We start from the raw sequence: 11,703 nt of genomic DNA on the forward strand, positions 1-11,703 counted from the left end.
TGCTGGAGAGCCACATCGCTCTCCTGCAATCCGGTTATTTTCTTATGGGGTAATGCTGACGCCCGAGAACACGTTGCGGCCGAAGGGGCTGACTTTGAAACCTTCGACCTTGGCGCTTAACGGCTGGTTGACCGTCGAGTGGGCGACTGGCGTGATCGGCACCTGCTGCTTGAGCAGTTGCTGCGCCTGTTTGTACAGAACAGTCCTTTGTTCGCGGTCGGTGACGACCTTGGCTTGCTTGATCAGCTTGTCGTACGCCGGGTCACACCACATGGAGTAGTTGTTCCCGCCGATGGCGTCGCAGCTGTAGAGGGTGCCCAGCCAGTTGTCCGGGTCACCGTTGTCGCCGGTCCAGCCGATCAGGCTCACATCGTGCTCACCGTTCTTGGTGCGCTTGATGTATTCGCCCCACTCATAGCTGACGATCTTGACCTTGAGGCCGATCTTGGCCCAGTCGCTTTGCAGCATCTCGGCCATCAGCTTGGCGTTGGGGTTGTACGGACGTTGTACCGGCATCGCCCACAGGGTGATCTCGGTGCCTTCTTTCACGCCGGCGGCCTTGAGCAGTTCCTTGGCTTTTTCCGGGTTGTAGGCGGCGTCCTTGATGCTGTCGTCGTAGGACCACTGCGTTGGCGGCATGGCGTTGACCGCCAATTGCCCCGCGCCCTGGTAGACGGCGTTCAGGATGCTCTGCTTGTTCACCGCCATGTCCAGCGCCTGGCGCACTTCGAGCTGGTCAAACGGCTTGTGGCGCACGTTGTAAGAGATGTAGCCCAGGTTGAAACCCGGCTTGGTCAGCAGTTGCAGGTTCGGATCGGCCTTGAGGGCATCGACGTCAGCCGGGCGCGGATGCAGGGTGACCTGGCATTCGCCGGCCTTGAGCTTTTGCACCCGCACCGAAGCGTCGGTGTTGATGGCGAAAATCAGCTGGTCCAGCTTGACCCGACTCGGGTCCCAGTACTGTTTGTTGCCCACGTAACGGATTTGCGAATCTTTCTGGTAGCGCTGGAACACGAACGGGCCAGTGCCGATCGGCTTTTGGTTGATATCACTCGGCTTGCCATCCTTGAGCAACTGCTCGGCGTATTCGGCCGAGAGTATCGCGGCGAAGCTCATGGCGATGTTCTGGATAAACGCGGCGTCGACCGTGTTCAGGGTCATCACCACGGTGTGCGAGTCGGTTTTGGCGACTTTGGCAATGTTCTTGTTCAGGCTCATCCCGTTGAAATACGGAAACTCGGTAGGGTAGGCCTTGCGAAATGGATGGTCGGGGTCAAGCATGCGGTTGAAGGTGAACACCACGTCGTCGGCGTTGAAGTCTCGCGTCGGCTTGAATTCCTTATTGCTGTGGAATTTCACCCCTTCACGCAGGTGAAAGGTATAGGTCAGGCCGTCTTCGGAAATATCCCAGCTGGTTGCCAAGCCAGGCACCACATTGGTCGCACCTTTTTCAAACTCGACCAAACGGTTGTACAGCGGCTCGGCCGCGTCGTTATCGGTGGCAGTGGTGTATTGCGCGGTATCAAAACCGGCGGGGCTGCCTTCCGAGCAGAACACCAGGCTCTTCTTGTCGGCGGCTTGGCCCATCGTGGCCACAGCCAGCAGGCTGGTGCCAAAAATTGCGGATAGAACGGTGGTATGGCGCATGACGATCCCGATCCTTGTTTGTAGTTGTCATCAGCGAGCAATCATCCGGGCGTTCGGCCAGGGTGACATCACTGATCCCACACGCAGCAAGTGCCTTTCCGAGTTGGGAACCTCTGCTGTCCTACGACGTTATGGGTCGTGGACCTGGCAGTAAATGCGCCAAATCGGATTGACCTTGTAGGTAACGGCGTCACGCATCGCGGTTCATTGCTGTAGGACGCAATGATCGTGAGCGTGGTCTATTCCTACGGTCCAGGCGGATGCAATAACGGCGACGCTAGGAAGCGTCGCCGTCAGTGATCCTTACTTGCCGCTGACGCCCACGCCGTAGAAGGAGTTCAAGCCAAACGGGCTGATCTTGAAGTCCTGCACGGTGTTGCGCATGGGTTGATACACCGTCGAGTGCGCGATAGGTGTCATCGGGACTGCATCTTTGAGGATATGTTGCGCCTGCTTGTACAGCTCGGTGCGTTTGGCGACATCCGATGTAGCCTTGGCTTCTTTCACGACGCCGTCGAATTTCTTGTCACACCATTTGGAGAAGTTGTTGCCAGACAGCGAGTCGCAGCCGAACAGCACGTTCAGCCAGTTGTCCGGGTCACCATTGTCACCGCTCCAACCAATGATCATGGCCTGGTTCTCGCCACCTTTGGAGCGCTTGATGTACTCGCCCCACTCGTAGCTGGTGATCCTCACGTTCAGACCGATCTTCTTCCAGTCGTTCTGCAGCATTTCAGCCATGAGCTTGGCGTTCGGGTTGTACGGACGCTGAACCGGCATGGCCCACAGAACGATTTCGGTACCTTCCTTGACGCCCGCTTCCTTGAGCAGCGACTTGGCTTTCTCAGGGTCGTACCGGGTGTCCTTGATGGTGGTGTCATACGACCATTGGGTCGGAGGCATGGCGTTGACGGCCAGTTGGCCGGCGCCCTGGTAGACGGAGTCGATGATCTGCTGCTTGTTCACCGACATGTCCAGCGCCTGGCGAACGCGCAGGTCAGCCAGCGGGTTTGGCTGGTCGCTGCCCTTGACCTTGTCCATGACGTTGTAAGCGATGTAGCCCAGGTTGAAACCAGCCTGGTTCGGCATTTTCAGGTCCTTGTCTTCGCTCAGGGCCTTCAGGTCGGCCGGACGTGGGAACAAGGTGATCTGGCATTCGTTTTTCTTGAGCTTCTGGATACGCACCGATGGGTCGGTGGTGATGGCGAAGATCAGGTTGTCGATCTTGACGTCTTCTGGTTTCCAGTAGTCTTTGTTACCGGTGTAACGGATGTTCGAGTCTTTCTGGTAGCTCTTGAACACGAACGGGCCGGTGCCGATCGGCTTCTGGTTGATATCCGTGGCCTTGCCTTCTTTCAACAGCTGGGCGGCGTATTCCGCCGACTGGATCGACGCGAAGCTCATGGCCATGTTCTGGATGAAGGCAGCGTCCACGGTGCCAAGGGTGAACTTGACAGTGTGATCATCGATTTTTTCGATGTTCTTGATGTTGGTGTCCATCCCCATGTCCGTGAAGTACGGGAACTCGGTGGGGGCGGCTTTACGGAACGGATCGTCCTTGTTGATCATGCGGTTGAACGTGAACAGCACGTCATCGGCATTGAAGGTACGGGTCGGCTTGAAGTACGAGGTGGTGTGGAACTTGACGCCATCACGCAGGTGAAAGGTGTAGGTCAAGCCATCCGGGGAGACATCCCAGCTGGTGGCCAACCCAGGAACCACAGCGGTGCCGCCGCGTTCGAACTGGGCCAGGCGGTTGAACATGGTTTCGGCCGAGGCATCGAAGTCTGTTCCGGTGGTGTACTGGGCTGGGTCAAAACCGGCCGGGCTCCCTTCGGAGCAGAACACCAGGTTAGTCGCCGCGTGGGCGAAAGGGGCTGCGGCCATAAGGCCAGCGCTAACAATTAACGGAATGACTGCGTGTTTAAGCATGTTGGCCTCATGATTTGTTGTCATTTTTGGTGGTGAGGGCGACCTCGTGAGTCGGCCTGCGGATACTTATGCAGGCGCCATACCCATTGCAAGATGCTGAACCGTCACGGGGGTGAAACAGTGGTACGAACGTACAGGAATGTCGCAATTATGAAAGTTTGTACATATTTGCGCATATTTTGAGGTTTTTTTCGGTGCAGGACGCGCACCAAAAAAGACCAACCGAGGCGTCTGGCGCACTCGGTTGGGGCGTTGCTGTTACTTATCCAGACTCACGCCGTAGAAGGGCGTCAGCCCGAAGGGACTGATCTTGAAGCCCTTGACTTCCTTGCGCAGCGGCTGGAAAACCGTCGAGTTCGCAATGGGTGTTATAGGCACTTGTTCCTTAAGGATTTTTTGCGCCTTTTGATACCACTTGATGCGCTGCTCACGGTCGTTGCTGACCTTGGCTTGTTGCACAAGCTTGTCATAGTCCGGGTTACACCATTTAGCGTAGTTGCTGCCCTTGACGGCGGCACAACTGTAGAGCACACCCAGCCAGTTATCGGGGTCACCGTTGTCGCCGGTCCAGCCGTAAATCATTGCGTCATGCTCGCCGTTTTTGGCGCGTTTGATGTACTCGCCCCACTCATAGCTGACGATATTGGCTTTGATCCCGATTTTTTCCCAATCCTGTTGGATCATTTGTGCCGACATCCGCGCGTTCGGGTTGGACGCGCGTTGCACGGTCATTGCCCATAGATTGATGGTGCTGCCTGGTGCAACCCCTGCTTCCTTTAGTAGCGCCTTGGCCTTGGTTGGGTCGTAGGGCGCGTCCTTGATGGTCGGGTCATAAGACCACTGCGCCGGAGGCAGCGCGTTCTGCGCCAATTGTCCGGCACTCTGGTAAACGGCCTTGATAATCGCTGGCTTATCGATGGCCATATCCAGGGCCTGGCGTACCTTGAGCTGATCCAGCGGTGGGTGCGTCACGTTGTAGGCCAGAAAGCCCAGGTTGAAACCGGCTTGCTGCAGCACCCGCAAATTCGGGTCCTGCTTCATCACCTCAATGTCCGAAGGGCGCGGGTAACCGCTGACCTGGCATTCGCCGGCCTTGAGCTTTTGCAGGCGCGACGCGGCATCCGGGGTGATGGCGAACACCAGGTTGTCGAGCTTCACATCCTCAGGTTTCCAATACTGTTTATTGGCCACGTAGCGAATCTGGGAGTCCTTCTGATAGCGCTTGAACACGAACGGGCCGGTGCCCACCGGTTTCTGGTTGATGTCTTCGGCCTTGCCTTGCTTGAGCAGTTGCGCGGCATATTCGGCGGATTGCACCGAGGCGAAACTCATGGCCAGGTTCTGCACGAACGACGCATCGACGTTATTCAGATTGAAGCGCACCGTGTGGTCGTCGAGTTTGTCGACGCGCTTGATCGTGGTGTTCAAGCCCATGTCGGTGAAGTACGGCGACTCGGAGGGATAAGCCTTGCGAAATGGACTGTCGGCATCCAGCAGGCGGTTGAAGGTAAACAGCACATCATCCGCGTTGAAATCGCGGGCAGGGGTGAAGAAATCGGTGGTGTGGAATTTGACGCCATCGCGCAGGTGGAAGGTATACGTCAGGCCGTCTTTGGAAACATCCCAGCTCGTCGCCAGGCCAGGTTCGACTTCGGTGCCGCCGCGCTTGAACTGGGTCAGGCGGTTGAACACGGTTTCGGCGGACGCATCAAAATCGGTGCCGCTGGTGTACTGGCTGGGGTCGAAACCGGCGGGGCTGGCTTCGGAGCAGTAGACGAGGGTGCTCGCGGCTTGGGCCAGCGGCGTAAACGCCAGCAGGCCTGCGGTGAGGAGGAGCGGTTTTAAGGCGATTCTTTCCATGGAGACCCCTGAAGTGGCAGGCATACAAACGTTGCCCAAACAAAAAACGGCGGTCACCGAGGTTACCGCCGTTTTGGCGCATCAGGTAAGGGGCGATTCGCCGGTTTTATGAATCGACTGTGGCGCCAACCTCGACCGTGGAGGGCGCGTTCTTGTCGATCTCATATAGACTGTCCAACTCGTTACCTTCCCTTATCGTGAATGTCCTTTTGATTGTTACCTGCACACCTGGAATAGGGGCCTCGCCTTTTTCCGGGTAAGTGAGGACGCCTGTTGAAATGACGTGGACCTTGGCCGAATTATCAGACGGATTGTAATCAATTTTAAACTCGGTATTCTCAGCACCGTAGAAGTAGCCATCTTTCACTTTGCCTCCGTTAAGCAAATCTGCGTAAGCGTCGACGGTTGCGCCTTGGTGGGCCACCTCGGAAATACGGGCTCTCATGTCGGCATCGGGAATTGCCGCCTCGAACATTTCCAGTCCTAGTCGCTTTCCTTCCTCCCCTGGCAGTTTTCTGAGATCTATCACCTTGGTCACTGAAACACCGTTTTCTGTCGTGGTGACGCTGTAAGGGTTGCGATGGATATCTTTGACAAAGCTGGATGAGTACTGGCTCGAGCTGTATTCCGTAGGTTCTGCTTTCTCGCCTGGTGTGGGGGCAAACTCCGTTTCGTCGACGGTCCAGGACACGTTAAGTTGTTTTTTAATGCTCCCGTCTGGTTGCGCGATGTTCCTCGTGAAGAATTCGTAGTGGGTTCCCTCTTTGACATTCAAGACTTCGTCCAGCTTTTCGGCACCGGCCATTGGTTTGCCGTCAAGTTCTCGGAACTCAGCGGCAAAGGTGGCAGGGGCCTTCAGATCATCACTGGGGGTCGGTGAAGCCGGGCGTTGCCATGGCCACTTGACTCCACCCTCTGCGCTGACAGCGTTCCACTTCCCATCACCCGCACCCTCAACCGTCAGCACAGGCTTTCGCGTGGTGGGGTTAATGATCTGAACGTAATTGTTACTGAGTTTAAAATCGCTTCTGATCTCGTACACTTTGCTGGAGCCGGTATTGTCGGTATACCGGATCAACCACCGGTCTTGGCCTGTGGTCCCATCCTTTATCTGGTAAATCCCCTGCGCGTTGGGCGTGGTATTTCCAATAAGCTGATCGCCGTTCGGTATTGCATGTTCACTGATATTGCCGGCCTGACTTGGACGTAGTCGGTTGACCGGAGGAAGTGCGGAGGGGCTTTCAATTGCGGGTTTTTCACCTGTGGCGGGGACAGTTGGATCGGCACCCCGTCGAGTCCATATCCCGGCGTCATCAGGGCGGGCAATAATTCCGCTATTGACTAATTGAGTGGGATCATTGGGGTGCGGCACGCGTAACACGTAATGTACCCCGTCTTTAGCATCAGGGGTCTCTGCCACGAAGTATGTCTTTCCGTTGAGCTCTATTTCTCGCATTCCCGGAAAGGTCGTAGCCTTTGACGTGGATGTCCCTTGCAGTGGCTGTTTGGGTGCGATTGAAGGCACATCAGCGTTGCTTGTCGACGTTGGAGCTCGCGCGAACTCCAATTCGCTGGACTGCGCGTTGTATCGCCAATTGTAGTTTCCGGTATTGGAGGCGTTGAAATTCAAGGCCGGCTCACCCAGACCTGCCTCTACCCCAGCCGGAATGACTTCGTGCGCCAGCAGCAGGCCTGATATCACGGCGCCCGCCACCCCTCCCACGCGATCGTTGGCCGTCATGCCATGCTCGGCGTCATGCTGGCCAAAAACAATATTGCCCGCGTTGCCAAGGAGGGGGACGTAGCCAAAGGTATTGCCCCATAGTTCTTTTCCGGCCTTCCAATCTCTCTCCACGCTGCCAAAAACCTGGGTTTGATCGGCCCATACTGCATTCTTGGCATTCACGTCCTGATAGTGTTTAGCAATACCTTTGTTCAGATCGCCAAACTTCAGTTGATAATCATCGCCTCGCGATTCGGTATAATTAAACAATTCACGAACGGGTACGGACTTATCGGATAGCAGTGTATTGCGCCCGGGGAAGTGGGAACGGTTATCTTGGATTAGACTGTCGAGTACATACGCGGCCGATGGCCAATGTGCATCCTTGCCGCCTTGCAGATCGCGGGCGTTGAATCGAGTTATCAGCTCGTTGCGATTGTTTTTGGCCCACTTCGCGAAGTCGTCATCGTTCTTTATCTCGCGGGCAGTTCCGCTCTTCAAATCAATCATGATTCCCTGGTTGGGCCTGTTTTTGGCATCGCCGTCATAGGGCGTATAGGGAATGAATGCGTACCCACTCAGGGGGTAACCGTAGATATTGGGAATAATCACTTGCCCATTCTTATCCAACGTTCGGCTAACCGCTTCTTGTCCCGCTGGGCTTAATTTTTCAAAAGCTTCCTTATCGTTACGAAGGCTCTGCATAGCGCCCTTTGCTACATAGGCGTCTGCTTTTCCCGAGCGCTCAGGTATTTTTGTCGATATTTTCGCTTCGGGGATGAATAGATCTACGAATCCGGCAAACTTGGTAATATCATGAACGCTATTGAGCGCAGCGCTACCACGCATTGGCGTGGCTATATCGTGCTCCCAATGTTTTTGAAGTTGCTTGCCCAGCGATTGCAGATCTTTAATCTTACTGCTATCTTTTGGTTTAATTACCATGCTATGGAAGTTGAGAACACCGCCTCGTGCTGGTTTGTCATGGTCAAGCATGCCCGCTGCGATTTCCCAGGCGGAGTAGGTACGGGTCTCGCTACTGGACTTGTTTTCTGCGACCCCCTTGCCGACGTAAGAGTTGAACGTAACGGTGAATTTTTCATGCGGGTTGGTCCCTGCCGCTAATAAACCCGCGCTGAAGTAACCGGCGGGCTCCATGAAAAGGCGCACGTTCTGAAACTTAACATTTCGCTCGCCTTCAGTGCCGTTTTCGATATTTCCGATCTGCGTTCTTAGACGAGAGGCATAGTTATCAATGCTAGTTTTGCGTTCATTAAGCGTTTCGCTGCCTCCGAACGGTTTAACAGTATTTGATCCATAGATGGTTGTCTTGAAAGTATCGGACTGTTTGTCAGTAGCAGAGGCAGTGTTGTCCGTTTTATAGGCTTCGTAGTTAGTCAGTTGTGTGGGGGACTTTCGTTCTTGTGCCTGCGTTTGTTCTTCTTTAGTCGTTCCAGGGGCTGGTGGCGTATAGCGAACAATATTGAAATTATTTATATTTGTCACTTTCGGTTTTCCCAGTGAGAGTGGTCTTGATGGGGTTTGAAAGTGTGTGGTTGTTTGCGTAGGAAACGTTCCGAGTTAAAGTAGGAATGGTGTGGCTTATATGGTTTCTATTTATTTCGGTTGTGGAGAGGGCGTTGCGCAAACGACAGAAGTTGGGGCGCGAAACAACGTTCAAGCAATGGCGCAGTTGGTTAATGCTGCACCATTGAGTTCTATTAATGGTTAATGCTGGACTTCAATTAAGCCATCGGCGCTCATGTTGACCTGGCTGGTGCCGGCCTCAACGTCTGGCGTCGGTGCCGAGTCCATTGCTGCGGCTTTCATCATCATCCCGCCGCGCGCATAGGGTTGTGGGTAACCGTTGGTATTGAAGTTCAGGTTGACGATCTTGTAGCCCTTGCCACCCAGGGCATCTGTGGCCAGTTGGGCGCGTGCCTTGAAGGCCGCGACGGCGTCCTTGAGCAACGCATCTTCGCTGGCCTTGCGCGTGGTGTCGGCGATGGCGAAGTCCATGCTGTCCATCTTCAAGGTGTTAAGCAATTCTCCGGTGAGCTTGGACAGTGCGGGGAAGTCCGCGCTTTCCAGGCGCAGTTCGGCGCGTTCACGCCAGCCGGTGATCTTCTGGTTCTTGTTGTCGTAGATCGGGTAGCTGTTGCGGCTGCCTTGGCGCAGGGTCACGCCGTTGACTTCTCGGGCCTGGCCCAGGGCCTTGTTCATGGTGGTGGTGATTTCAGCGGCGAGCTTGGCCGGGTCGCTGTTCTGGGACTCGGTGTACAGGGTCACGATCATCTTGTCGCGAGCCACCTCCTGGCTGACCTCGGCACGCAGTGAAATCTGGTTGTAATGCAGCTCATCGGCGGCCAGGGTTGGAAGGCTGACCAGGGTTCCGACGCTGAGGGTGATGACGGCGGCACTGCGAGTGAAACGAGACATGGAAACTCCTTGGGATAGTCGTGTTCGGTATGACTGTAGACGGTGGCGTCGGGTTCTTCGGGTTTAGGAATTAGAAAAAAAAGTTTCAAGCTGCAAGCTGCAAGCGAAAGCGGGGCGATCTTGCAGCTTTCAACTTGCGGCTTGCAGCTGCGGCGCCCGGTGCGTCAAAGAGCCACATACCAATGCCCAAGGCGCTGCTTCGTTTATACTCCTGCCGATCCGCCTGCAGCGCTCACCGGGAGAGCACATGCTCGCCGCCGTAAAACTGACTTCCGCCACTCGCCAGAACCTCTGGCGCCTGACGTTCATCCGTACCCTGGTATTGGCCGCACAGGCCGGCTCCGTCGGGCTCGCCTATTGGTTCGACCTGCTGCCGCTGCCCTGGCTGCAACTGGGCGTGACCCTCGGTTTCTCCACCGTACTCTGTGCGTTTACGGCGGTCCGCTTGCGCACCACTTGGCCGGTGACCGAGTTGGAATACGCCCTGCAGTTGGCCTGCGACCTGTTTATCCACAGTGTGTTGCTTTATTTCTCCGGCGGTTCCACCAATCCGTTTGTGTCGTATTACCTGGTGCCATTGACCATCGCCGCCGTGACCTTGCCGTGGCGCTACTCGGTAGTGCTGTCGGGCATCGCCTTGACCCTTTACACCCTGCTTCTGGCGCAGTTCTACCCGCTGCAAACCTTCCCGATCGCACGAGAGAATCTGCAGATCTACGGAATGTGGCTGAGTTTTGCACTGTCCGCAGCGGTGATCACTTTCTTCGCCGCCCGCATGGCTGAAGAACTGCGCCGCCAGGAAGAACTGCGCGCCATTCGCCGGGAAGAAGGCCTGCGCGACCAGCAGTTGCTGGCGGTTGCTACTCAGGCCGCTGGCGCCGCCCATGAACTGGGCACACCCTTGGCCACCATGAGCGTGCTGCTCAACGAAATGACCCAGGACCATCACGATCCGGCGCTGCAAGAAGATCTCGGCGTGCTGCGTGAACAGGTCAAGCAGTGCAAGCAGACCTTGCAGCAACTGGTGCGCGCCGCCGAAGCCAATCGCCGCCTCGCAGTGGAAATGCAGGACGTGACCCAGTGGCTCGACGACGCGCTGAACCGCTGGCATCTGATGCGCCCTGAAGCCAGTTACCGGTTCCACCTGCTGGGACAGGGCAGCGTGCCGCGCATGGCGCCGCCGCCGGACCTGACCCAGGCGCTGCTCAACCTGCTGAACAACGCCGCCGACGCCTGCCCCGAAGGCCTGGGCGTACAGCTGGACTGGGATGCGGAAGACGTGACCATCAGCATTCGTGACCACGGCGCGGGCGTGCCCCTGGCCATTGCCGAACAGATCGGCAAACCCTTCTTTACCACCAAGGGCAAAGGCTTCGGCTTGGGCCTGTTTTTGAGCAAGGCCAGCGTGACCCGCGCGGGCGGCTCAGTGAAGCTCTATAGTCATGAGGAAGGTGGCACGCTCACCGAGCTGCGCCTGCCCCGTGTCGCACGAGGAGATATCGATGAGTGACGAGATCCAAGTCGAAGGCGAAGAACTGCCGCACCTGTTGCTGGTAGATGATGACGCCACCTTTACCCGCGTGATGGCGCGCGCCATGAGCCGCCGCGGTTTCCGTGTCAGCACCGCAGGATCGGCCGAAGAAGGCCTGACCATCGCCCACGCCGACCTGCCGGACTACGCCGCGCTCGACCTGAAGATGGACGGTGACTCAGGCCTGGTGCTGTTGCCCAAGCTGCTGGAACTCGACCCTGAAATGCGCGTGGTGATCCTCACCGGTTATTCCAGCATCGCCACGGCCGTCGAGGCGATCAAGCGCGGCGCCTGCAACTACCTGTGCAAGCCGGCGGACGCCGATGACGTACTGGCCGCCTTGCTCTCCGAACATGCCGACCTCGACACCCTGGTGCCGGAAAACCCGATGTCGGTGGACCGCCTGCAGTGGGAGCACATCCAGCGTGTGCTGACCGAGCACGAAGGCAACATCTCCGCCACCGCCCGCGCCCTGGGCATGCACCGTCGTACCTTGCAGCGCAAGTTGCAGAAGCGTCCGGTGCGTCGCTGAGCCTGATCTGAACAACAGCTGAACAATCTGCTTCAGGCC

The 11,703-nt window shown here is 56.6% G+C and carries 7 protein-coding genes; 2 read left to right on the forward strand and 5 right to left on the reverse strand.

All coding sequences use genetic code 11. The annotated features are described in order from the left end of the window. Positions 1 to 42: 42 nt before the first annotated feature. From LVW35_RS04105 to LVW35_RS04125, 5 genes are all read right to left on the reverse strand, one after another. Positions 43 to 1,587 carry an ABC transporter substrate-binding protein gene (locus tag LVW35_RS04105; protein ID WP_442799663.1) on the reverse strand — a complete coding sequence of 515 codons (1,545 nt, stop codon included), beginning with the start codon at positions 1,585 to 1,587 and terminating at the stop codon, positions 43 to 45. 363 nt (positions 1,588 to 1,950) lie between these two features. After that, positions 1,951 to 3,579 (reverse strand): ABC transporter substrate-binding protein, encoded by a 1,629-nt coding sequence (locus tag LVW35_RS04110; protein ID WP_233893856.1) that lies wholly within the window; start codon positions 3,577 to 3,579, stop codon positions 1,951 to 1,953. A gap of 258 nt (positions 3,580 to 3,837) precedes the next feature. Further along, complete coding sequence (locus LVW35_RS04115; RefSeq protein WP_233893857.1) at positions 3,838 to 5,439, reverse strand: ABC transporter substrate-binding protein; 1,602 nt, start codon at positions 5,437 to 5,439, stop codon at positions 3,838 to 3,840. Between the two features lie 106 nt (positions 5,440 to 5,545). Next, on the reverse strand, positions 5,546 to 8,668 hold the full coding sequence (locus LVW35_RS04120) for a hypothetical protein (protein ID WP_233893858.1): 3,123 nt from the start codon (positions 8,666 to 8,668) through the stop codon (positions 5,546 to 5,548). A gap of 222 nt (positions 8,669 to 8,890) precedes the next feature. Further along, positions 8,891 to 9,601, reverse strand: a complete 711-nt coding sequence (locus LVW35_RS04125) for an SIMPL domain-containing protein (RefSeq protein WP_233893859.1) — start codon at positions 9,599 to 9,601, stop codon at positions 8,891 to 8,893. A 247-nt stretch (positions 9,602 to 9,848) separates the two neighbouring features. On the opposite strand from LVW35_RS04125, the gene LVW35_RS04130 reads away from it, so the two are divergent. Together LVW35_RS04130 and LVW35_RS04135 are read left to right on the forward strand one after the other, a co-directional pair. After that, a complete protein-coding gene (locus LVW35_RS04130) occupies positions 9,849 to 11,111 on the forward strand; it encodes an ATP-binding protein (protein WP_233893861.1) in 1,263 nt (420 codons plus the stop codon). Next, positions 11,104 to 11,664 carry a response regulator transcription factor gene (locus tag LVW35_RS04135; RefSeq protein ID WP_233893863.1) on the forward strand — a complete coding sequence of 187 codons (561 nt, stop codon included), beginning with the start codon at positions 11,104 to 11,106 and terminating at the stop codon, positions 11,662 to 11,664. The genes LVW35_RS04130 and LVW35_RS04135 overlap by 8 nt, the downstream gene beginning before the upstream one ends. The last annotated feature ends 39 nt before the right edge of the window (positions 11,665 to 11,703 follow it).

This window comes from Pseudomonas sp. HN11 (genome assembly GCF_021390155.1).
GTDB lineage: Bacteria > Pseudomonadota > Gammaproteobacteria > Pseudomonadales > Pseudomonadaceae > Aquipseudomonas.

What these genes read in the sequence shown, in the direction of transcription:
- LVW35_RS04135 (WP_233893863.1), top strand. Translation starts at nt 11,104, where the DNA reads ATGAGTGACGAGATCCAAGTCGAAGGCGAAGAACTGCCGCACCTGTTG.
- LVW35_RS04110 (WP_233893856.1), bottom strand. Translation starts at nt 3,579, where the DNA reads ATGCTTAAACACGCAGTCATTCCGTTAATTGTTAGCGCTGGCCTTATG.
- LVW35_RS04115 (WP_233893857.1), bottom strand. Translation starts at nt 5,439, where the DNA reads ATGGAAAGAATCGCCTTAAAACCGCTCCTCCTCACCGCAGGCCTGCTG.
- LVW35_RS04125 (WP_233893859.1), bottom strand. Translation starts at nt 9,601, where the DNA reads ATGTCTCGTTTCACTCGCAGTGCCGCCGTCATCACCCTCAGCGTCGGA.
- LVW35_RS04130 (WP_233893861.1), top strand. Translation starts at nt 9,849, where the DNA reads ATGCTCGCCGCCGTAAAACTGACTTCCGCCACTCGCCAGAACCTCTGG.
- LVW35_RS04105 (WP_442799663.1), bottom strand. Translation starts at nt 1,587, where the DNA reads ATGGGCCAAGCCGCCGACAAGAAGAGCCTGGTGTTCTGCTCGGAAGGC.